We start from the raw sequence: 21,097 nt of genomic DNA, 5'->3' as shown, positions 1-21,097 counted from the left end.
TCATTCTTAATAAGAAAGGTGAGCCTTCGCGGCTCACCTTTTTTGCTTATTTCCTATTTATTCTTACCCGATTGATCATGAGGAACAACGACGGTAACAGATTTATTTGTTACATTACCGGCTTTGTCAGTTACTGTGTACGTAATGGTGTAAGTACGTCCTTCCACACCCCCGGAACGTTCTGCACGCAGGCTGAACGACTGATCCAATGTGCCGTAATCAGCGCTTTGAATATCCGCATCCTTCCCTGCTGCCAGCGTCTCATTGCTGGTGATGGAGGTCAATACAACGGAAGCAATCCCCGAAGTAGGATCTGTTCCTTCTACAACAGCATTTACATTAACCAGCTTATGATTCGCCGGCCACAATTCTGTTTTATCGAGCGTTACCTTCAATGCAGGTGCTGTCTTATCGATTTGAATACTAACTGAATGCGCAACCTCTACATTGCCTTTGTGATCCTCGCTCCAATAGACAAGAGTATGCACGCCATCCTCAATAACATGAAGCGACGTCCCCTCCTGCTTCGCGCCTCCATCCAACGTATAGTAAGTAGCTGCAACGCCGGAAACATTGTCACTAGTCGTTAAGTTAACCGTTACATCATGATTCACCCATCCACTAGGAGCATTATCCGATGTTGAAGGTGCCGTTGTATCTACAAGATAAATATTAGGTGCTGCTGGCGTATCCATTCCGTTACCCAGATAGAAGCTTGTATGCGGCGGCTGATTATAGCCTGTGTTCTGCCACGCGATACCCAGCCTGTATATCGGGTCGTGCATCAGTGTACGTATCTTCTGATCCGTTACAGCTGTTGTGGAATAGATACGAAGCGCGCTACTGTCTTCCGTTCTAACAACAACCTCTTCTCTCCAGTCGCCAAGAAGATCGGCTTGCAGAGAGGGGTTACCTTTTGTCCCGTTATTGGAAAATGTACCGCTAAAAGTCTCAAGTCGATCGAGCTGATTGTTCTCATAATCCCACTTATCAATCCTCGGAACACCGTTACCGGTAGCCGCATTCCAATCATGATCCAGAAGCTCACGGCTCAAATCGCCGTCCCACCAGATGGCAAAGTTAGAAGTCGGGATTACGGTCGATATTTTCTTACCTTCTGCATTGTACATGAAGCCGTTCAGATTGCTTTCCGTAGCTGCCGACTTCGTTGCATCAATGGCCCAGGATTCTTCACCTTCATATCTTGGGTCTACATCAGCCGACAATCCCCTACCCGTATCCGCGCCAACCTGAGGCTGTCCATATAACGGTGTACCTGTCCGTGCATCAATCATCGTTGCCGAGTATGGGCTGCCTGTCTCTTCCTGCACTGTCCACAACTCAAGGCCCAGATGTGAAGGAATCAAGTCGCCTAGATGCATGGCATCGCCATGACCGAGCTTAGTGCTCCATAGTAAAGTGCCGTCATCATCTACAGCTGTATTGCCGGTAATGATCTCATCCTTGCCGTCGGCATCTACATCACCCACGCTAAGCTGATGGTTCCCCTGCCCGTATCCAGGATTCGGAGAATCATATTTCCATACTTTGCTCAGCTCACCATCTCTCCAGTTGTAAGCGACAAGCACCATTCGAGTATAATAACCACGTTGCAAAATAAGGCTTGGACGCTGTCCATCCAAATAGGCAATCGCTGCGCCAAACCGGTCAATCCGGTTACCGTACGTATCTCCCCAGTCTCCGATATTGCCTCTTGGCGGATCATAATCTTCCGTAGCAAGTGCTTTGCCGGTTGATCCTTCGAATATCGTGAAATATTCCGGACCTTCCAGTACATAACCGCCGTCATTGCGATAATCCGCTGCTGCATCGCCAATAACAGTTCCGGTACCGTCAATGGTTCCGTCAGCTGTCCGAGCTGCTACTTCTGCTTTACCGTCTCCATCCAAGTCATAAACCATTGGCTGCAAATAATGTGCACCAGAGCGAATGTTTGGACCCATATCAATTCTCCACAGACGTGTGCCGTCCATTTTGTAAGCATCCAAATAAGTATTGCCTGTAATACCCGATTGGGAGTTATCTTTCGAGTTGCTTGGATCCCATTTCAGTACAATTTCGTAAGTTCCGTCTCCATCTAGATCACCTACGGACGCATCATTCGCGCGGTAAGTATAAGCCTCGCCAACACTTGTTACGCCATCGGCAGGCTTTTCAATCGGTACGGTGAGGTAGTTGGTGTCCCATGGTGTTACCGTCTCAGAAGGCTCCTGTTCCGTACCGTTCAGCACTGCACGAACGTAGTAAGAAGAATCCGAAGTTCCATTCTCATCAACATAATTGGTGCTGGTTTGAATGGGAGCAGCGTTGATTTTGACGCCATTACGATACAGATTGAATCCGAGATTGTCGGGCTCTGTACCAAGGAGACGCCAGGAAACAAAGATCTGACCATCTTCTTCAATCGCTACTAGTCCTCTACCCAAATCCTCCATTTGTCTAGCTGGAACCTGCTTAGGCGTCTCGCTTATACTGACCGCCGCAGACTCCGTATCGCCTTCACCGTCATAAGCATACACACCTGTTACTTTAAAGGTATAAGCCGTTTCGTTCTCCAATCCGTCAATAGAAGCAATGTACTCGCCTTTAGGAACAGTAGCAGCAAGTAGTTCTGAACCATCTGATTTCACAATGTAGATATTCGCAGCTTTATAGGCAGGATCAAGAGGCGCTTTCCAGCCGATTTGCACTTTGCCATCATGCCCTTCCGCCGAAACATCCGTTACAGCAGGGGCCTTGTCCAGCTTATTAACTTGTAGCGTATACGTTCGGGATACATCCGTATAATCGTTCGAACTCACGGTTACGTCAACCGTTGTTGAAGGTACCGTTAACGGTACGGTAATTGGATCTCCGCTTGCTACACTTGAATTCCCTACTTTGAGATTGACACCATCAGCGTTGCTTGCTGTTGGAGTAACTGTCAGATCATTCGAGGAGTATGGCACATCAAAGCTGTAGTTCTCATTCGTTGGGTCAAAAGAGAAAGAAGGAACAAAGTCGTCAGCGCTAAGCTGCAAATCCGACAGAGCAAGATCAAGCGAAGTCACCTTTACGTTAGCCAGATTGTAACGGCCGCCGCCAGCATTGGTGAAGAAGCCAAAGCTGCTTATTCTTTCCCTTGCACTGTAGAAATCTTCATTCGAGCTCACGGTTTCACCCGTATTCAAATCTACGATGCTCAAAGCATATTTCTTTTTCGGGATATTGTAGATCATCATAAAACGATACCAGTGCGTAGAGTCGTAGGTGACGAGGGTTGGACCATTATAGCGTTTGAAAATCCCCGCATCCATCTGGAAGCGAGTGACTGCAGCATTAGTCGCGTTAACCTTCCCTTCCATTACCCAGAAGGTTCCGCCTTTGCTTGTTGGCATATTGATATCGAATTGTAGAATCATACCTCCGGTCTGAGGAGCAAATCGTTGACCGAAATAAGAGGAACCAGTCAGATCATGGCTGATAGCGGCATAGGTGCGGTCTGCTCCCTGATCATTCTTGACTTCGACAACAGGTGCAGTTCCTTCCTTCGTCCAATTGTTACCGCTTCCAATTGTGAGCGGGCCTAATGGATATGTAGAGAAATCCTCATTCACAACAGCCGCATCTGCCGCATAAGCAGGAGCGATATTCAAAGGGACTAATAAAGTAAAGACCATTAAAGCTATTAACAGCTTGGAATAAGCCGATCTTTTCCGTGAAAAATGCATCAAATTCAGCCTCCATTCATTGTAACTGCCATAGGTAAAGATGGGGATCCCGGTCAAGCTCCTCCTTTCTTATCCGATGTCTAATACTGTTACATGAATTTCACTATGCACTTTCTTCTCGTTGAATGTGGACCAGCCCTATCATAGGGGATTTACTTGGAAATCTCTACTCAAATTTCAGTACTAAACCTTTAAAAATCAGTGCATTTTCATCGGCGTTATTTTACCCGAGTCTACTCGAATGGTTCCATCCGCTTGTTCGACCTCGTTATTAAATTCCAAATTACCACCTATAATCTCTTCGTGTGATTCTAAAATGTAACCTACAATCTGATTATATTGCTTTGTTTTCTCCTTCAATATATATCCGGTTTCTATAACTTCCTGGTTAAGAAATGGAGTCAAATCCATTTGCCCCTGAGTTCGTATAGTATCCATATGCTCTTTATAATCACATAAAGTTCCCGCTGCGTATTTGATTTCTGAGCCAAACCGATCAATACTCCACCCGTAATCCTTCAGATAAGCAATATGTAGTTGATTACCAATTACAACTTGTTCCTTCTTATCTTCCGTACATCCGGTCAGCATAATTAGAATGACGATAAGAGCTGCTATTTTTAACTTCAAAGCGCCCACCTCCCTTTATTTTCCTTTTCTATTCCAAGACGCTTCATATGAAACAAAGTTGCACGTACAGGCACAAAAAAGCTGTCCAAAAGCAGTAAATCTGCTCTTAGGACAGCCCTTTATTTTTTATTCATGTGCTGTTGTTGGATGCTTCTTCTTCCATTCGTTTGTCCATAAGCCGGCTCCAAGCACAGCTACAACTGCAATGGCAATAATAAGCCATCTGATAACTTGATTATCGTCGAACCAATCTTTCCAAGCTGGCTCATGGGTAATCATCTTCGAAGCGGTGTAAGCCAGTACAGCCGAGCCCGCATAGATGATCCAAGGGAACTTGCTCAGAAGCTTAATAAACAAGGTGCTTCCCCATACCACGATAGGAATACTGATCAAGAGACCGATGATCACAAGCAGCTTATGGCCACCTGCAGCTCCCGCTACTGCAATAACGTTATCAAGTCCCATTGCGGCATCTGCAATGACGATCGTCCACACAGAAGCCCACAGCGTGTTACCTGCTTTAATGTTGCCATGGTCCTCTTCCTGTACAAGCAGCTTGTATGCGATCCACAGAAGTACGATTCCCCCTGCAGCAAGCAGCCAAGGAATATCGAGTAAGTAAACAACAAGTAAAGTTGCAACAATTCGAAGCAATATCGCCCCAAATGTCCCATATAGGATCGCTTTTTTTTGCTGCTCTTTCGGCAGTCTCTTCGCTGCCATACCGATAACAATCGCATTATCGCCAGCCAGAATAAGATCAATAAATACAATGGACAGCAATGTAGTTAAAAATTCAAACGGCGTCAAATCCAATTCCCCTTCTTTCTTGCAAGATAAACCATAATAACAATCATTATAGTTTATTTTTCACAAGGGTTGTATTAATTATTGATAATTAATCATGAAGAGCGGTATTGCGCTTGTACAAATCTTCAACAACCATGCAGGCCATCGCTTCCACTACTGGCACAACACGAGGGCAGATACACGGATCATGACGGCCAATCGTTTCAATTGTATGCTCCGTACCTTCTTCGTCAACCGTTTGCTGCGGCAGCGAGATCGAAGAGGTTGGTTTAACCGCGATACGGAAAATAATATCTTGACCCGTGCTGATCCCACCAACAATACCGCCAGCATTGTTAGTCAAAAAGCCATTTGCGTCCATTTCATCATTATGCTCGCTGCCAAGCATCGTTGTAGCTGCAAAGCCTGCGCCAAATTCGATACCTTTTACCGCACCAATGGACAGCATCGCTTTCGCCAGTTCTGCATCCAGCTTATCAAATGCCGGCTCGCCAATCCCCGGCTTCACGCCGCGGATGATACACTCTACAACACCGCCGCAGCTGTTGCCTGCTGCCGCCAGCTCTTCCACACGTTTGACCATTCTCTCCGCCGCATTCAGATCACCTGCACGCATTGGATTTTTTTCAATGATGGATTCATCAAGTGTCTCACATTTAATACCACCAGCTTCTTTCGTATAAGCAACGATGGATACGCCGCGTCTTTCCAGCAATTTGCGTGCAATCGCACCAGCTGCCACACGACCAGCCGTTTCACGGCCAGATGCACGTCCACTTCCACGATGGTCGCGGTGACCATATTTTTGGACATAAGTGAAATCCGCATGACCAGGACGGAACAAACGACGATTCGACTCATAATCCTTCGATTTCATGTCGGTGTTGTTCAGCATAACAGCAAGCGGTGCGCCTGTTGTTTTGCCTTCGAATACACCAGACAAAATGCGGATAATATCATATTCCTTACGTGGTGTAGTAACCGAGGATTGACCTGGCTTACGGCGGTCCATTTGCACTTGAATATCTGCTTCTGTAAGTTCAACTCCTGGAGTGACACCGTCAATAATAACGCCTACTGCCTCGCCATGTGATTCGCCAAACGTGGTCATTTTGAAATGAGTGCCAAAGCTGCTTCCTGACATATAAAAAACCAACCTTTCTCTTTTGACTATCTCGATTAAATTCATTATAATTTCAAAAGAGCAATAAATGAAATCACAATACAATAGCCTTGCGATAGAGAGGGTTTATGCCAAACGGATTAAATAACTTGGAAAGCTACCGTATTTTTTTGTACACGGCAAGAACAGGCAACTTCACAAAGGCGGCTCAAATTCTTCACGTTACTCAGCCGTCAGTTAGCTATGCCATCAAGCAGCTTGAGGATTCACTTGGCGTCAAATTATTTGACCGTGGCTCTAAAGGAGTCAAGCTTACTATTGAAGGCAAAGCACTGTTCGATTATATCGAGCAATCATTCCAGCTTATTGAGCGTGGCGAACGTAAGCTGCTCGAGCTTGCCAATCTACATGGCGGTGAACTTCGTATAGGCGCAAGTGGTCCAATTATTAAACATATTCTTCTGCCTTATATTGATAAATTTCATGCTGAGCATCCGCAGGTTCGGATCCGTCTCCAACAAAGCAAGACAAATGAAATTTCCAAGCAGTTAAAGGAAGAAAATATTGATCTAGGCTTCGTGCATCTGCCATTTGACGATCAAGAGCTTGCTATTCAGCCCCTAATGGCTATTCAAGATTGTTTCTTAGTTGGTCAAGCATACCGAGAGCTTGCCGCTGAACCAATTTCCGTTCGGGAACTGCTTAAGCTTCCTTTATTATTACCCACGGCAGGCAGCAGTACGCGTTTGTTTGTCGAGCATTGGCTTGCTGCTCATGGCATATATAAGGAGCCGGACATTGAACTGACTAGTACGGAGATGATTATCGAGTTCACGCAGCGAGGTTATGGGACTGCTTTTATTACCCGTAGATTTGCTCAGCAGGAGCTGGATAACGGTACGTTATTCGAAGTTCAATTGCTTGAGGCGCTGCCTACACGTGCCATTGGTGTCGTCACAAGGAAAGATGCAACATTGCCAGCCAGTTCCTCCATTTTCCTGAAAGAGGTAATGGCCCAATAAATACCTTGATTTAGACAAGAAGTATCGCTTGTTCGTTGTTGACTAAGTGATTTAAGAGTTTTAACATATAATGATAATCTTAAATAATGGAGCGTTAGACATGAGCGAAAACAAACCTTATCGTATTCTTTTGTACTATAAGTACGTGCATATAGACAACCCTGAAGAGCTTACAGCTGAGCATCTTCAATTCTGTAAAGATCTTGGTGTAAAAGGCCGCATTCTCATCTCCGAGCAAGGCATTAACGGCACCTGCTCCGGTACAATTGAACAGACAGATGCTTACATCGCGCATATGCGCAGCAATCCGCTGTTCGCAGACATGGTCTACAAAATTGATGAATCCGAAGGGCATGTGTTCAAAAAAATCTTCGTTCGTCATAAGAAGGAGCTTGTTACCCTTCGTTATGATAAGAAGCTTGATCCGAATGTACGTACAGGTAAACACCTGTCGCCGAAAGAATTCCACGAGCAGTTGCAGCGTGATGACGTTATTATTATCGACGGCCGCAACGATTATGAATATGATATTGGCCATTTCCGTGGTGCGATCCGTCCTACGGTTGAATCGTTCCGTGAGTTTCCGGAATGGCTTCGCAAAAACCTGCCTGAAGATGCAAAGGACAAAACCGTCCTGACCTATTGTACAGGCGGTATCCGCTGTGAGACTTTGACAGCCGTACTTCTTGAAGAAGGCTTCTCTGATGTTGCTCAATTGGATGGCGGCATTGTCACTTATGGTAAAGATGAAGAAGTAAAAGGCCATCTATGGGACGGCAAATGTTATGTGTTTGATGAGCGTATTTCCGTACCGATTAATCGGACGGACGAGGATATTATCGTCGGCAAGTGCTATCATTGCGGCAAAGCAGAAGACCGCTACATCAACTGTGCGGACGACCTTTGCCACCGTAAGCATATTTGCTGCCCTGAGTGTGAAGCTGAGCATGAGAGCTACTGCTCGCCAGAGTGTAAAGTGAATGACGAACCAAAACGTCAATTAAAAGTTTTATCAGGTCGGTGATAAAAGATGGGACTAGGGCTTGTTGTCGTCGAGGTATGTACCCGTAACGAGATGGCACTGCTGCCACTTGAGGAGATTGAAGATAAATTCCCGGAAGCGGCAGTCATGCGCACGGATTGCTTGAATATGTGTAATTTGTGCCGGGCAAGACCGTATGCCATGGTGAATGAGAACCGTATCTATGCGGATACGAAGGAAGAATGCCTCAAGCAGGTAGAAGAAGCTGTGCAAGAGGAAATCAAACAGTTTTTTGGAGAGTAAGCCAATGACCGATACTATCGAAAATAAATCTTACCGCATTTTGCTCTATTATAAATATGTGCATGTGGAAAATCCCGAGCAATTGACCGCTGAGCATCTGCGCTTCTGCAAGCAGCTTGGCGTGAAGGGCCGCATTCTCATCTCTGAGCAAGGCATTAATGGTACTTGCTCCGGGACAATTGAGCAAACCGATGCTTATATGGCGTATATGAATGAGCATCCGCTCTTTAAAGACATTACCTATAAGATTGATGATTCGGACGGCCACGTATTCAAGAAGCTGTTCGTCCGTCATAAGAAAGAGTTAGTAACCCTGCGTTATGACAAGAAGCTTGACCCGAATGTGAAGACTGGCAAACGCTTGTCACCCAAGGAGTTCTACGATCAGCTTCAGCATGAAGATGTGATTGTCGTTGACGGACGGAATGATTACGAATATGATATCGGCCACTTCCGTGGTGCGATTCGCCCTACCGTCGAGTCGTTCCGTGAGTTCCCGGAATGGATTCGCAAGAATCTGCCTGAAGATGCGAAGAATAAGCCTATCTTAACGTATTGCACGGGTGGTATTCGCTGCGAGACGCTGACAGCTGTTCTTCTTGAAGAAGGCTTCTCTAATGTTGCCCAGTTGGAAGGCGGCATCGTGACGTACGGCAAAGATGAAGAAGTAAAAGGTCGTCTCTGGGACGGCAAATGTTATGTCTTTGATGATCGTATCTCAGTGCCAATTAACCGGACGGATGAGGATGTTATCATTGGCAAATGCCATCATTGCGGCAAGCCGGAAGACCGTTACGTCAACTGCAAGAATGTCACATGCGACCAGCGCCACATCTGCTGCGAGGAATGTGAAGCAGAGCATGAAGGTCATTGTTCGGACGAGTGTAAAGTGAGCTAATGTTATATAAGGAACGCCACAGGATCATTCCTGTGGCGTTTTTTTTGATCGGGTTATTGCAGCATTCGAGCAAGTAAAGACTGTGCCTCATGGATGAATCCCAATTGAACAAGCTCCTTAGCGAGAGGCTCAATAATAGCTCTGTCAAAACAAGCCGAATACTGAAAATCCCGAACGGAAGCTATCAGTACCTCACTTTCACCTGGTATTACTTTTGATAACACAATACCTAAAGAATCCTTTGTTAGGGTTGATACTTGAAGACTACGTTCAAGCCGAATCTCCTGCATATATTGAACAGGGTTCGATATTGGAAATATGTTAAACGTTTCAGAAATTGAGTTTTGTACAATTGCTTTTTCTCGTTTCCAACGGTCATGATCAAACCACTCGGAATTTAAATCCTTCGCTTCTTCCTTACGAACGTATTCCAAATATTCCTCTTCACTCGAATACTCATTCATGGTTACAAGTTCATCGAATAAGTATAAAGCGAAAAAGTCATGCAGATTTCGGGCAACAAGACTCACACGGTCCGAATCCATCGGAGAAACTCGAATGACTGGTGCTTCATCCAAATTTGTAACATGACCAAAATCGGTTAAAAAGGCGTAATGTATACCATCAACTCCTGTACGTGCGAATGGATATGAGTCCACTGGTGTACAGAAATACCCTCCTGTTTCTTTAGTATCTATTCCTAAATAAAGACCTGTTGGAGTCTCTAAGTAATCAACTTCGTGTGAAAACCCTCGTTCCCAGCTCATTAGTTGTTCAAGCAGTATAGGGATTTGATAAGCATTTCCCATGCTTCTACCTCACTATTTTTTATTTTCATTCCCAAAATAGTTCAACAAATTTTTCAAGATTTCCTGCTCAGCCGTTCTTATCTGAGGATATCATCTGTAAAAAATTATTTCTTTTCGCATTCTTCTTGACTTAAACCAAGGTTTAAGTCGTATGATATTCCCGTCGACAATAAATTGGAGGACTCCAGATGAAGTATTACTCCATTGGTGAAGCTGCTGCCCGATTAAATATTCCGGAATCAACCTTACGTTTTTATGAAAAGAAAGGCTTACTGCCGATAATTGAGCGTGATGAAGCTGGCAGGCGGTTATTTTCAGAGGATCAGATTTCACTGCTTGTAACGGTTGGCTGTTTGAAAAACACCCACATGTCAATTAGTGAAATCAAGCAATATATCGATTGGATCATCGAAGGGGACAGCACGATCGAGCTGCGACTAGAGATGATGAACAACCATAAGCAAGATGTGCTTGCTGAAATTTCGTTAATGAATGAATCCCTGAAAGGGATTGAAGAGAAAATCACACGTTACACTAATCGCATTCAGGAGGCGTTACTATGAAGCTTACAGGAAATACAATACTCATTACAGGCGGAAGTTCAGGAATCGGATTAGCTTTTGCAGAACGCTTCTTAAAAGCCGGCAACACCGTCATTGTTACTGGACGACGTGAGAATGTCCTGCAAGAGGCACAAGAAAAAACACCTGGCCTCATTACTCGTGTCAGTGATCTGGATAGTGAAGCTGAACGTATTGCTTTGTTTGATTGGGTTACGACAAATTACCCAGAAGTTAATGTGCTGGTTAATAACGCAGGAATCCAGCAGCGTTTCAGCGTGCTCAATGCGGATGTAAAGAATGACTGGAGTTATTTTGCCAAAGAGATTACAACCAACATCGAGGCGCCTTTCCATCTTTCAATACTGTTTGCTCCCTTCTTTGCAGCTAAAGAAAATGCGGCGATTATCAACGTTACATCCGGACTAGCCTTCACACCATTTGCAATTGCACCCATCTATTCGGCTACAAAAGCGGCTCTCCATTCCTTCACAATGGGGCTTAGACTCCAGCTTTCGGATACATCGGTTGAAGTCATTGAGGTTGCACCTCCGGCAGTAAACACCAACCTAGGCGGAGCAGGTCTTCATGTGCATGGAGAACCTCTCGACGCCTTCGCAGACGGCATATTCCAAGGGCTCGAAGAAGGCAAAAGCGAAATCGGCTACGGCACTTCCGTAGACCGCCTCCGTATGTCTCGTGATGATATCGACAAATACGCAGCAAACATGTACGAGGCAACAAAAAATATGATCGAGTAAATTAAACAAACTAATCCAGCTAACCAAAAAGGAGCTGCCATATGGCAAGCTCCTTTTTGGTTGGTTTTTTATTTTTGTGAGCGCACTTTTTAAGAGAGGTTAAACAAAAACGAAGAAGTTCAAATGATTCTGGAGAAGCGCAGCGTTCGCCTTTGCTCGGGGATTCCCACTTATTAAAATTCCAATCTAGGAATCCCCGAGCAACAGCGATCGGAAGAACATTTGAATTCGTAGTTTGCAGCATGAACCTCTATTAAACTTCTGCGCATCATAACTTCCGGTACTGGTTAGGCGACTGCCCCTCAAACTTCTTAAACACCTTGCTGAAATATTTATCATCATCATAGCCGACCATCTCGGCGATCTGAGCGATTTTCAGATTCGGATTTTGCAGCAGCAGCTTGGCTTTTTCTACACGAATACGGCCTAGATAGTCGAATACGTTCTCTCCCATCTCTTGCTTGAATCGGCGTGAAATGTATTCCCGGCTCAAATAAAAACGCTCGGATATATCTTGGAGCGTAACCTCACGGTTATAATGCTGCTCCATATATTTCGCAATATCTCGCATAATGCTGTGCTCTTTATTACCTCCAGCACCGGTTAGTGCCGCAAAAACAGTAAGTCCGTTAATAAGCTCACGTCTGCATAATTCCAATGACAGCCTTCCTTGTTCATCCAGTAATAAGAATAATGGCAGACCTGGAGGTGGCTCAGAACTTGCCTGTACCTCCTGTTTCGCTGCAAGATCCTGCCGCCAGCGACTCAGCATAGACTCATATTCAAAGCGCCATAGTTCAACCTGTTCCTGACTAATAGCCGGCAGATCCCGGGCAGCATCCAGAAAACTTTCCACCGCCGTCTCAATATCTTTCTCTTTGCCGCTCCAAACCGCAAGCCGGAAACGTTCCTCATAAGATGCGATACTTAAGGAATAGACACCTGTTGTAAAGCCTTGTTCACTTCGATGAATATAGCTGCTCTCCGCAAGCAAATTCCGTTGTTTCAATGCTGAGCGGGCAGCCTGATACGATAAGAACAATCCGTTTGGAAAAGGCTGCGCCTGCCCTACTCCATAATGGAATTTTCCATGAATCGAATTTAGGATACCTTCTGTTATGAGAGCCAATAAAGCTTCCCATTCCGTGAGCCGATGCCATAGCAAAATAATAATCTCATGATCGCTGTTCCAATGCCGGAAAGCAAATCCGCTATTTTTCTGCTTTAATATCTCGTTACACACATTAATCAGGCAAAAAGAAAGCAAATCCCGATTACCGTTAAATTTGCGGGAAATTTGTGGTTCCAGCATTCCCGTGCTAAGAATAATGACCTGGCACTGCTCTACATTTTCAAGCCCAAACTCTTCTTTCAGTACCGCCGGCACAGTCACCTGAACGCCTGATCCAGCTTCACTAATCATGGTCGAGAACAGCTTATCCCGGTACACCGGCTTAATCTGATTGATCTCGATACTGCGCTGCTGATCAAGTCTACGTGCTTGATCCTCCTGTTCCCAGCTAAGCTTCGCTTTCTGAAGAGCTTCCGTTAGCTGCTCGGGATCAATCGGCTTAAGCAGATAATCCTGACCGCCATATTTCATAGAGCTTCGCACCAGATGGAAGTCATCATAACCGCTGATGACAATTGATTTACTCTTACGACCATGCTCTTTCATCCAGGCTAGCAGCTCCACACCATCACGGTTTGGCATCCGCATATCTGTAATCACAATCTCAGGTTGAATCTTTCCAAGCAGCTCAATGGCAGAATCACCGTTATCTGCTTCAAAAATTTGATGAATGCCTAGCTGTTCCCAATCAATCAGCAGCTTAATGGCTTCGCGTACATGCTGTTCATCATCCACTATGAGTATATTCATGCTCGTTCCTCCAGCTCTTGTACAGGTAATCTCAGCGTGACCATGAACCCGCCCGAAGGCGCCGATTCAATACTCATCTCCGCTTCTTCGTTGTAATAGAGCTTCAGACGCATCCATACATTGCTGATGCCGATACTCTTCTGTTCCTCCAGCAGCGCTCCTGTTGAACGGAGCAATAGCTGCTGAAGCTCCCGCAGCTTATCCGGGTCCATCCCGCTGCCATTATCCTCAATCCGCACTGTCAGCCATCTGCCTTCATCTGTCACCTCAGAGAACAGCTGCAGGATGCCGTTTCGCCCAGATGTCTCATAACCATGCTTAAAATAGTTCTCAATCAACGGCTGCAGCAGCATCTTAGGTACCTGCACATGCAATGAAGCCGGATCAATCTCATAATGAACGGTCAGCTGCTCATTAAATCTCTGCTGCTGAAGCTCGAGATAAGCTTTCGCATGATTTAATTCCATAGCAAATGGCACAACCGACTCGCTTGTATTCATGTTGTAACGCATCATTTTCGCAATAGCAGTGATGAGTGTATAAACCTTTGGTGCACCTGCATGAAGAGCGAGCGTACCAATAGACTGCAAAGCATTGTACAAAAAATGCGGATTAATCTGGGCCTGCATCGCCCTCAGCTGATTCGTCTTGTTCGCGATCTCAAGCCGATATTCGCTGTTAATCAAGTCCCGGATCGTATGAATCATCGTATTAAATCGCCTTGCCAAAATACCAATTTCGTCCTTCCGCTGCACCGGAACTACAACATTGAAATTACCGGATTGAACCTGATTGATATGGCCAATCAGCCGCTTGATCGGCTTCGTAAACTGGTAGGTAACTAAGAAGCTGGCAATGACCGCAAGCACCATAAAGATACCGATAACGGATGTATTAATCGTCCGGATCGTCGTTGCACTTTCGTATAAATACGAGTAAGGCAGCTGCTTCACAACAACCCAATCCATATAATTGGTACTCAATGTATCATAGATCACAATGCCGGAAAATGACTGATCTTTCCACTTAATGACGCCGTTTTCCTGGTCAGAGGCCAGTACTTGATCGGTCCATTTCAGCTGTGATTGGTCCTCCTGACCATTCACGGAGCATACAAAATTTCGGTTTCGATCAATAAGATAAAGCTGTTCCTCGGACGACATCGTAAGCTGCTTGCAAATCTGATTGAGGTCAGCTGACTTAACATCCATCGAGAGGTAACCAATGACTTCATCGCTAGGTGTCCTGATGATCGGCCTGCGCAAGGTGAAAACGCTTTCCTCTTTGACAGCATGACTCCAATCCAAATTATAATGTCCACTCGTATGTGTCGCCTCAACGAACGGCTTAGGGCTTGTCCCATGACTTGCCGGCCATTCTAGCTGCTGATTGATGCCTCTCCGGAAAAATCCACGCGCCATCAGATACGTAAGCTTGCCATCCCCAATTTGCAGCTGAATTTGCAAAATCCCATTTGTTGATTGATAGATGTTCAGCATATGGGTGTAAATCTGCAAATTGTTCTTCTCATCGAACATCGGCACATTCACATTTGGCGACTCGCCTCTCTCGATCAAGGCATAAAGCGAGTTGGACTTATTGATATTCAAATACACATCAAGCGAGTTTTCGTTGATCTTGTCCATATAGCCTAATATATTGTTTTTGCCTAATGCAAGCAGATTCTGATTCTCGTGAATCGACTGCTCCGTAACCTTATCCTTGATGTAATAATTCGAGATAATCATGGATACGGTGATCGGAATAATCGTAACGGCAAGCAAGAGCGCCATCAATTTTCGGTTAATACTTGTTGCGAACGCAAACATGACGTCCTACCCCCAAGGTCAATATATTACACCAAACCCATCATATCTATCGGTGGTTCAAATTTCAATAACTGTTTATAGTCTAGCTATACACATCGACATTGAAGTCACATTTTCAAGGGGGATCAAAAGTGAACTTACGAAAAAAATCAAACGAATGGATGCAGCAGCTTGTATTTGTCGGACCTGGTATGATCGTCTTCACGATTATCGTACTTATTCCGTTCCTGCTTGGCTTCTACTTCTCGTTCACCGAATGGAACGGCCTCGATCTGGATAAGGCCAAATGGATCGGTATGGATAACATCCACCGGATCTTTACGAATGACGATAAGTTCTGGGCAGCCTTTAAATTCACACTGAAGTTTACGGTCGTTACGGTTGTGGTGACGAATATATTGGCACTTCTCCTTGGGCTTTTGTTAACCCGCCCGATGCGTGGCCGGAATACGCTCCGGACGATTTTCTTCCTGCCAAACATGATTGGCGGCATTCTGCTTGGTTACATCTGGCAATTTATTTTCACCAAAGGGTTCAAAACAATCGGCGAAATGACAGGCTGGCACTTCTTCGAGCTTCCTTGGCTTGGCACTCCTGAGACCGGCTTCTGGGGACTCGTGATCGTCTTCGTCTGGCAGACTACCGGCTACATGATGGTTATTTACATCGCTGCAATTGTTGGTGTACCAAAAGACTTGATGGAAGCAGCAACAATTGATGGCGCTAGTTACTTGCAGACGGTTCGTAAAGTGATTATGCCGCTCGTTATGCCTGCCATTACAGTATGTTTATTCCTAACGACTTCTGGTGCTTTCAAAATGTTCGATCTAAACTTGTCCTTGACCAAAGGTGGTCCGGGTACTTCTACCCAATCGCTTGCTTATAACATTTATGCCGAGGCGCTGGTTAACAACCGCTACGGATTAGGTACTGCCAAAGCGATGCTCTTCTTCTTCGCAGTATCGATTATTGCCGTCACACAAGTGTGGCTGACCAAACGGAAGGAGGTTGAAGCTTAAATGACAGCTTCCCGTTCCAGGCTCTGGGCTATTGCAACTGCAGCCATCTTGCTTGCTCTGATATTCATAGCACCTTTTTATTTCGTACTCGTCAATTCGCTTAAAGCTTTAGGCGAAATTATGGTGGACGCCGCATCGCTCCCGGACAAGTATCTTTTCTCGAATTACTCGAAGGTTTGGGATATTATTAAATTTCCGAAAGCGCTGTGGAATTCCATTCTGATTACCGGCATCAGCGTAACAGGCATCGTCATCATTAGTGCGATGACCGGCTATCGGATTGTTCGGAAGCCTACCGTTTTTAATAAAATCCTGTTTACCTGCTTCATCTCGGCAATGATCATTCCGTTCCAATCGGTTATGCTGCAGCTGGTACGCGTGACGAGCTTCCTGGAGCTTCGCGCTAACCTGTTTGGTATTGTCGTCTGTTATCTCGGATTTGGATTGTCGCTGTCGGTATTCCTGTTCCATGGCTTTATCAAGAGTGTTCCGCTTGAGATTGAAGAGGCTGCTGTTGTTGACGGATGCTCGCCTTACGGCGTATTTTGGCGGATCGTATTCCCGCTGCTTCGTCCTATTATCGTTACAGTCATTATTTTGAACGGCTTATGGATTTGGAATGACTATCTGTTGCCTGTTCTTATTATTGGCTCCAACAAGGATTTGACGACCATTCCGCTTGCGATTACCCGCTTCTTTGGGCAATATACGAAGCAATGGGATCTCGCTTTAGCTGGTCTGACCATGGGGATTACACCAATCATTATCATGTTCCTGATGCTTCAAAAACATATTATCGAAGGCATCTCTTCCGGATCGCTTAAAGGGTGAAATCAATATTTTGCACTTTTCACGACAAAAACGTCTGTGTTTCTTGGCTTTAAGCTTCCATATAATCAAACTTGTAAAGAGAACAGTTCGACCATAATGGGGAGGTTAACGAAATGAAAAAGCTTTCAATTCTTCTCGCTGCAGCTATCCTGACTTTGACGGCTGCCGGCTGTGGTAACAACAACAACAACAATAATACAGGTTCTGAAGCAACGAACAAGCCTGCTGAATCTGCAAATGCAACAACAGAAGCAACTACAACTCCAAAAAAGAACGTAACAATCAAGGTATTCCAATTCAAAGTTGAGATTGCCGATGCACTCAACCGTATGGCTGAACAATATGAGAAAGAAACTGGCGTTAAAGTTGAAGTTGAAACCCATGGCGGCGGCGAAGATTACAATGCCCTGCTGAAAGCTGAAATCGCTTCCGGCTCCGAACCAGAGATCTTCAACTCCGAAGGTAATGCCGCGCTTGAAGCTTACTACGACCGTGCAACAGACTTGTCCGGCGAAGGTTGGGCGAAGGATGTTATCCCAGCAGCTGCTGCTCCTGCACAAGTTGATGGCAAACTGCTTGGTATGCCAATGAACATCGAAGGCTACGGTATCTTCTATAACAAAGATCTGTTTGAAAAAGCTGGCATCACAACTCTTCCTAAAACGTTGACAGAGCTTGAAGCAGCTGCGAAACAACTCGATGCAGCAGGCATTACGCCATTCTCGACAACCAACGAATGGTGGTCGATCGGTCACCACACGATCAACGTAGCCCTTGCTGAGCAGACAGATCCACTTGCTTTCATTAATGGAACAAAAGACGGAAGCGCAAACTTCAAAGATAATGATGTATTCAAAAAATGGATTAACTACGTTGATGTTGTCTTCAAATACAGCCAAAAAGACAAGCTGACCACTGACTATGCTACACAAGTTGCAAACTTCGCTTCGGGTAAAACAGCGATGATTCAACAAGGTAACTGGATCCAAGGTGACGTTGATAAAGTTGCTAAGTTGAATGTTGGCCTTCTCCCTATTCCAATTGACGACAGCGGCAATGCACATATCTACACAGGACCTGCGAACTTCTGGATCGTAAACAGCAAATCCAAAAATGCAGAAGAAGCAAAAGCGTTCCTGAACTGGATGGTTACATCCGACACAGGCAAATCGTATTTGACGAAAGAATTCAAATTCATCCCTGCTCTTACTTCGATCAAACCTACAGCTGATGAAATCGGCCAAATGGGTGTAGCTGTATCCGAGCAAGCGGCAACTGCAGGCGGCTGGCTGTGGGGCCATTATCCAGACGGCGTTCCACAAGGCTGGGGTGCTGCAATGCAAGAATACCAAGGCGGATCAATTGATAAAGATCAGCTCCTCGACAAGCTCGAGAAAGCCATCCAAGATATCGTAAGCAAATAAGAAGATTAGGGCGGTTTTGAAAGGTCTCAAGCGGACTTTTCAAAACCGCTCTTCTTTTTGGGACACAGGTCATTTTGAATTTGCAAACAGAAAGGCTATAATGGGACTAACTGTATATCGCAAGATAAAGGTTTTACAAAGCAAGAGTTACTACAAAAATATATATCATTTTCTTTTCAGGAGGATTCAAGCGGATGCAAAATGTAAAAATTTTTTCCGGTTCATCGAACCGCCCGCTAGCAGAAGAGCTATGCCGGCAGCTTAACGTTCCGCTTGGGGACATTGAGATTTCCAGGCTGCAAAGTGGAGAAATCAGCTTAAGATATATCGAATCGATTCGTTCTGCCCATGTCTATATCGTTCAATCCTTGTCTCACCCGGTAAATGAGAATTTAGTCGAACTCATGATCATGATAGATGCAGCAAAGCGGGCTTCCGCAAAGACGATTAATATCGTTATGCCCTATTACGGCTATGCTCGTCAGGAACGTAAAGCAGCCCCGCGTGAACCTATTTCCGCGAAGCTGGTTGCGGATGTGCTTACAACGGTAGGCGCCGACCGCATTATTACCGTGGATCTTCATGCCGATGCGATCCAAGGCTTTTTCGAAATTCCGGTCGATCATATTACAGCTCTTGATCTTATCACGGATTATTTGAAGGCAAAGAACATTAAAAATCCAGTCGTTGTTTCCCCTGATGCCGGGCGTGCAACAACAGCTGAGAAGCTTGCCAACTATATGAACTGTCCGTTTGCGATTATGATCAAGAATCGTCCAGCTCACAACAAGACGAAAATTACGCATATTATCGGTGAAGTCGAAGGTATGACACCGATTATTATTGAAGATTTGATCGATACAGGCGGTACAATTGTCAATGTTGTTGAGGCTTTGCATAAACGTGGCGCTAATGACGCTTATATTTGTGCTACCCATGGCTTATTCTCGGAAAATGCACTCGAGAAGCTGTCGCATCCCTACATTAAAGAGGTCGTCATTACGGATACGATTGCAATAGATCCGAACCATTCGGAGAAGTTTATTGTACTGCCGATGGCAGATCTGCTTGCTACGGCTTTGAAGATTATTAACAACGGCGGGTCGATAAACACGTTGTTTAAGACGAAGCAGATGTAAGGAAGTTAGTTATGTGCTGCAGGAAAGTATCGTCTTCGGTACACCCAATTGAGAAAAGATTAAATCCTTTTCTCAATTCGGTGTTGCGTTGGGATCTTGAAATTCGATTAGAATTTTAAATGTGATTTCAAGACTCCCAAAGGCAAGCGCTGCGCTCCTTCAAACGATACTTTCCTTCCGCACCCTCTTCCTTCCAAATGCTTCGTCCCTCCCCCTTTTTATCTGGGAGGGACAGGGAAAACAATAGAGCCCCGGATATAGTTCCGGGGCTCTATTTGTTGTTTGCAGGTACAGCAGTGAACCATTACTCTACTGAATGCTTCCTCACAATCGAGTCATCACCTTCCAGGAAAGGCCACGCCGGGTATTCGATCGGAAGACTACTGACCTGATCCAATTTGAATAATTCATCTTCTGTCAAACGAATGCCACTAGCGCCTAGATTTTCTTGCAGCTGCTCTGGGCGTTTGGCACCTATAACGACACTCGTGACTGCTTTCTGGTTAAGCACCCAGGCTAGTGCAATTTGGGCAATAGTCGTCTCGCGTGTTGCTGCGATCTCCTGAAGTACATCAATAATTGGGAAGACTTTATCCCGATCCACGGGCGGAAAAGAAAGAAACGCGTGCCTATCACTGTCACTGCCTTGATTATTTCTTGTATATTTGCCGGTTAGGAAGCCGCCTGATAAAGGACTCCAGACAATTAGGCCCATTTGCTGATCTTGCAGAACAGGGATGATCTCCCGCTCAATTTCGCGTGCAGCAAGTGAATAGTAGGATTGGCTGCTTTTGAAGGCGTTTAGTCCATGGATCTGTGAGATTGCACGTGTCTTCATAATACTCCAACCATTCATGTTAGAGTTCCCGATATAACGCACCTTGCCGCTTCGAACCAGGTCATCCAACGCTCGAAGCGTCTCTTCCCAATCGGTTAGCTGGTCTGGGTTATGAATTTGCAATAGATCGATGTAGTCGGTGCCAAGACGCTTAAGACTTTCTTCCGTCTGACGGATGATATGAAGCCGGGATAAGCCAAGATCATTAGGCCCTTGACCCATACGTCCTCTAAGTTTCGTGGCAATAATCGCTTGATGACGTCTGGTATGCAATGCCTTGCCCAGTAATACTTCCGATTGTCCATCTGCATATTCATTGGCTGTATCGAAGAAGTTAACTCCGGCACTCGAGCGCTTGATCGACAAGTAAAGCCGACTCATTCTCACCAAGCCCCCCGAATGCCCCCCATTTTTCTCCTTCACCAAATGTCATTGTCCCAAGACCAATTTCCGACACATATACTCCTGTATTACCAAGTAAATTGTATTTCATGATCTTTTCAACC

Annotated in this window: 19 protein-coding genes; 10 read left to right on the top strand and 9 right to left on the bottom strand. The window is 45.1% G+C overall.

All coding sequences use genetic code 11. The features are described from left to right. Positions 1–53: 53 nt before the first annotated feature. The 4 genes from FHS17_RS30925 to aroC all read right to left on the bottom strand — a co-directional run bounded on the left by FHS17_RS30925 (position 54) and on the right by aroC (position 6,315). Complete coding sequence (locus tag FHS17_RS30925) at positions 54–3,731, bottom strand: rhamnogalacturonan lyase family protein (RefSeq protein ID WP_167279962.1); 3,678 nt, start codon at positions 3,729–3,731, stop codon at positions 54–56. Between the two features lie 198 nt (positions 3,732–3,929). Next, positions 3,930–4,361, bottom strand: a complete 432-nt coding sequence (locus FHS17_RS18845; protein ID WP_243865425.1) for a DUF4830 domain-containing protein — start codon at positions 4,359–4,361, stop codon at positions 3,930–3,932. 126 nt (positions 4,362–4,487) lie between these two features. Next, entirely contained in the window at positions 4,488–5,177 is a 690-nt protein-coding gene (locus FHS17_RS18840; RefSeq protein ID WP_415639887.1) for a TerC family protein, read from the bottom strand. A gap of 82 nt (positions 5,178–5,259) precedes the next feature. Continuing rightward, the gene (gene aroC / locus FHS17_RS18835) at positions 5,260–6,315 is read right to left on the bottom strand and encodes a chorismate synthase (protein ID WP_167279960.1); all 1,056 of its coding nucleotides are present in this window, start codon (positions 6,313–6,315) and stop codon (positions 5,260–5,262) included. 107 nt (positions 6,316–6,422) lie between these two features. On the opposite strand from aroC, the gene FHS17_RS18830 reads away from it, so the two are divergent. From FHS17_RS18830 to trhO (FHS17_RS18815), 4 genes are all read left to right on the top strand, one after another. Next, the gene (locus tag FHS17_RS18830) at positions 6,423–7,316 is read left to right on the top strand and encodes a LysR family transcriptional regulator (RefSeq protein ID WP_167279959.1); all 894 of its coding nucleotides are present in this window, start codon (positions 6,423–6,425) and stop codon (positions 7,314–7,316) included. Between the two features lie 100 nt (positions 7,317–7,416). Continuing rightward, entirely contained in the window at positions 7,417–8,340 is a 924-nt protein-coding gene (gene trhO / locus FHS17_RS18825; protein ID WP_167279958.1) for an oxygen-dependent tRNA uridine(34) hydroxylase TrhO, read from the top strand. A 6-nt stretch (positions 8,341–8,346) separates the two neighbouring features. Continuing rightward, positions 8,347–8,601: a DUF1450 domain-containing protein gene (locus FHS17_RS18820; RefSeq protein WP_167279957.1), complete on the top strand. Its 255-nt coding sequence runs from the start codon at positions 8,347–8,349 to the stop codon at positions 8,599–8,601. 4 nt (positions 8,602–8,605) lie between these two features. Continuing rightward, positions 8,606–9,499: an oxygen-dependent tRNA uridine(34) hydroxylase TrhO gene (gene trhO, locus FHS17_RS18815; RefSeq protein ID WP_167279956.1), complete on the top strand. Its 894-nt coding sequence runs from the start codon at positions 8,606–8,608 to the stop codon at positions 9,497–9,499. 53 nt (positions 9,500–9,552) lie between these two features. On the opposite strand, the gene FHS17_RS18810 is transcribed toward trhO (FHS17_RS18815), so the two are convergent. Then, positions 9,553–10,308: a hypothetical protein gene (locus tag FHS17_RS18810; RefSeq protein ID WP_167279955.1), complete on the bottom strand. Its 756-nt coding sequence runs from the start codon at positions 10,306–10,308 to the stop codon at positions 9,553–9,555. Between the two features lie 188 nt (positions 10,309–10,496). Here FHS17_RS18810 and FHS17_RS18805 point away from each other — a divergent pair, with 188 nt between their 5' ends. Then, positions 10,497–10,871, top strand: a complete 375-nt coding sequence (locus FHS17_RS18805; protein ID WP_167279954.1) for a MerR family transcriptional regulator — start codon at positions 10,497–10,499, stop codon at positions 10,869–10,871. Further along, complete coding sequence (locus FHS17_RS18800; RefSeq protein ID WP_167279953.1) at positions 10,868–11,629, top strand: SDR family oxidoreductase; 762 nt, start codon at positions 10,868–10,870, stop codon at positions 11,627–11,629. Before FHS17_RS18805 ends, FHS17_RS18800 begins: the two co-directional genes overlap by 4 nt. A gap of 268 nt (positions 11,630–11,897) precedes the next feature. On the opposite strand, the gene FHS17_RS18795 is transcribed toward FHS17_RS18800, so the two are convergent. Together FHS17_RS18795 and FHS17_RS18790 are read right to left on the bottom strand one after the other, a co-directional pair. Continuing rightward, entirely contained in the window at positions 11,898–13,511 is a 1,614-nt protein-coding gene (locus tag FHS17_RS18795; protein WP_167279952.1) for a response regulator transcription factor, read from the bottom strand. Continuing rightward, positions 13,508–15,340: a cache domain-containing sensor histidine kinase gene (locus FHS17_RS18790; RefSeq protein ID WP_167279951.1), complete on the bottom strand. Its 1,833-nt coding sequence runs from the start codon at positions 15,338–15,340 to the stop codon at positions 13,508–13,510. The genes FHS17_RS18795 and FHS17_RS18790 overlap by 4 nt, the downstream gene beginning before the upstream one ends. Before the next feature lie 161 nt (positions 15,341–15,501). Here FHS17_RS18790 and FHS17_RS18785 point away from each other — a divergent pair, with 161 nt between their 5' ends. The 4 genes from FHS17_RS18785 (at position 15,502) to FHS17_RS18770 (ending at position 19,753) form a co-directional block, all read left to right on the top strand. Next, positions 15,502–16,359, top strand: a complete 858-nt coding sequence (locus FHS17_RS18785; protein ID WP_167280079.1) for a carbohydrate ABC transporter permease — start codon at positions 15,502–15,504, stop codon at positions 16,357–16,359. After that, on the top strand, positions 16,360–17,190 hold the full coding sequence (locus FHS17_RS18780; RefSeq protein ID WP_167279950.1) for a carbohydrate ABC transporter permease: 831 nt from the start codon (positions 16,360–16,362) through the stop codon (positions 17,188–17,190). A 113-nt stretch (positions 17,191–17,303) separates the two neighbouring features. After that, a complete protein-coding gene (locus tag FHS17_RS18775) occupies positions 17,304–18,614 on the top strand; it encodes an ABC transporter substrate-binding protein (protein WP_167279949.1) in 1,311 nt (436 codons plus the stop codon). 194 nt (positions 18,615–18,808) lie between these two features. Then, on the top strand, positions 18,809–19,753 hold the full coding sequence (locus FHS17_RS18770) for a ribose-phosphate diphosphokinase (protein ID WP_167279948.1): 945 nt from the start codon (positions 18,809–18,811) through the stop codon (positions 19,751–19,753). A gap of 304 nt (positions 19,754–20,057) precedes the next feature. On the opposite strand, the gene FHS17_RS18765 is transcribed toward FHS17_RS18770, so the two are convergent. Beyond that, positions 20,058–20,972: an aldo/keto reductase gene (locus FHS17_RS18765; protein ID WP_208420451.1), complete on the bottom strand. Its 915-nt coding sequence runs from the start codon at positions 20,970–20,972 to the stop codon at positions 20,058–20,060. Further along, entirely contained in the window at positions 20,926–21,084 is a 159-nt protein-coding gene (locus FHS17_RS30315) for a hypothetical protein (protein ID WP_208420450.1), read from the bottom strand. Before FHS17_RS30315 ends, FHS17_RS18765 begins: the two co-directional genes overlap by 47 nt. Between the last annotated feature and the right edge of the window lie 13 nt (positions 21,085–21,097).

It is taken from the genome of Paenibacillus lupini (assembly GCF_011761355.1).
GTDB lineage: Bacteria > Bacillota > Bacilli > Paenibacillales > Paenibacillaceae > Pristimantibacillus > Pristimantibacillus lupini.
This window is presented reverse-complemented; position numbering and strand designations above follow the sequence as displayed.

Bases quoted from the DNA above. Each gene is read 5' to 3' on its own strand.
- FHS17_RS30925 (WP_167279962.1), bottom strand. From the start codon at position 3,731: ATGCATTTTTCACGGAAAAGATCGGCTTATTCCAAGCTGTTAATAGCT.
- aroC (WP_167279960.1), bottom strand. From the start codon at position 6,315: ATGTCAGGAAGCAGCTTTGGCACTCATTTCAAAATGACCACGTTTGGC.
- FHS17_RS18830 (WP_167279959.1), top strand. From the start codon at position 6,423: ATGCCAAACGGATTAAATAACTTGGAAAGCTACCGTATTTTTTTGTAC.
- trhO (WP_167279958.1), top strand. From the start codon at position 7,417: ATGAGCGAAAACAAACCTTATCGTATTCTTTTGTACTATAAGTACGTG.
- FHS17_RS18820 (WP_167279957.1), top strand. From the start codon at position 8,347: ATGGGACTAGGGCTTGTTGTCGTCGAGGTATGTACCCGTAACGAGATG.
- trhO (WP_167279956.1), top strand. From the start codon at position 8,606: ATGACCGATACTATCGAAAATAAATCTTACCGCATTTTGCTCTATTAT.
- FHS17_RS18810 (WP_167279955.1), bottom strand. From the start codon at position 10,308: ATGGGAAATGCTTATCAAATCCCTATACTGCTTGAACAACTAATGAGC.
- FHS17_RS18805 (WP_167279954.1), top strand. From the start codon at position 10,497: ATGAAGTATTACTCCATTGGTGAAGCTGCTGCCCGATTAAATATTCCG.
- FHS17_RS18800 (WP_167279953.1), top strand. From the start codon at position 10,868: ATGAAGCTTACAGGAAATACAATACTCATTACAGGCGGAAGTTCAGGA.
- FHS17_RS18795 (WP_167279952.1), bottom strand. From the start codon at position 13,511: ATGAATATACTCATAGTGGATGATGAACAGCATGTACGCGAAGCCATT.
- FHS17_RS18790 (WP_167279951.1), bottom strand. From the start codon at position 15,340: ATGTTTGCGTTCGCAACAAGTATTAACCGAAAATTGATGGCGCTCTTG.
- FHS17_RS18785 (WP_167280079.1), top strand. From the start codon at position 15,502: ATGCAGCAGCTTGTATTTGTCGGACCTGGTATGATCGTCTTCACGATT.
- FHS17_RS18780 (WP_167279950.1), top strand. From the start codon at position 16,360: ATGACAGCTTCCCGTTCCAGGCTCTGGGCTATTGCAACTGCAGCCATC.
- FHS17_RS18775 (WP_167279949.1), top strand. From the start codon at position 17,304: ATGAAAAAGCTTTCAATTCTTCTCGCTGCAGCTATCCTGACTTTGACG.
- FHS17_RS18770 (WP_167279948.1), top strand. From the start codon at position 18,809: ATGCAAAATGTAAAAATTTTTTCCGGTTCATCGAACCGCCCGCTAGCA.
- FHS17_RS18765 (WP_208420451.1), bottom strand. From the start codon at position 20,972: ATGAGTCGGCTTTACTTGTCGATCAAGCGCTCGAGTGCCGGAGTTAAC.
- FHS17_RS30315 (WP_208420450.1), bottom strand. From the start codon at position 21,084: ATGAAATACAATTTACTTGGTAATACAGGAGTATATGTGTCGGAAATT.